Source organism: Oleiphilus sp. HI0132 (assembly GCF_001635845.1).
This window is the reverse complement of record NZ_LWGJ01000418.1, coordinates 1-937: the sequence shown is the minus strand read 5'-3', so window position 1 is coordinate 937 and position 937 is coordinate 1. Positions and strand designations below refer to the sequence as shown.

Here is a 937-nt window from a genome sequence, read left to right as displayed (position 1 = left end):
TATGTGAAGCTTGAAAACAAGCGTTTCTACGCCGAGAAGATGGGGGATATTGTTACCGATCGTTTGGTTGAATCTTTCTCTGAGCTGATGGACTACAGTTTTACCGCTCAGATGGAAGAACAACTGGATGATGTTGCTCAAGATGAAAAGGACTGGAAAGCGGTTCTTAATGATTTCTACGACCATTTCACAACTCAACTAGACCAAGCACAGTCGCTTGATGGTGGTATGCGTGAAAATGATCCAACCGAGACAGATATTCCTTGCCCTAGTTGTGGTCGTCATATGCAGGTTCGTACGGGTAGTACGGGCGTGTTTTTGGGCTGTTCAGGTTACTCCTTGCCGCCAAAAGAGCGTTGTAAATCGACGATCAATCTTGTACCGGGTGATGAAATCGCCAGTGCAGATGATGAGGAAGGCGAGTCAAAACTTTTGCGTAAGAAGCGCCGTTGTTCAATTTGTTCAACCGCCATGGACAGTTATCTGATCGATGAGCAACGTAAGCTACACGTTTGTGGTAACAACCCGGACTGTTCTGGGTATGAAGTTGAAGAGGGTGAGTTTAAGATCAAGGGCTATGATGGCCCTGTATTAGAGTGTGATAAGTGTTCATCAGAAATGCAGCTTCGCACCGGCCGCTTTGGTAAGTACTTTGGTTGTACCAATGAAGAGTGTAAAAATACTCGTAAGTTATTGCGAAATGGTGAAGCCGCGCCACCGAAGATGGACCCAGTGCCGATGCCTGAATTAACTTGTGAGAAGGTTGAAGATACTTACATCTTACGAGATGGGGCTGCGGGATTATTCCTCGCGGCAAGTAAGTTCCCGAAGAATCGTGAAACTCGTGCTCCCTTAGTGAGTGAACTGCTGCCTCATAAAGATGAAATTGATACTAAGTATGAATTTCTTTTCTCAGCGCCGGTGAAAGATAATAAGG

At 45.5% G+C, this 937-nt stretch carries 1 protein-coding gene; it reads left to right on the top strand.

Annotated elements, in window-relative coordinates:
* Nucleotides 1-937: topoisomerase DNA-binding C4 zinc finger domain-containing protein (locus A3766_RS05150; protein ID WP_197479335.1), on the top strand; the 937-nt coding region annotated here is incomplete at both ends.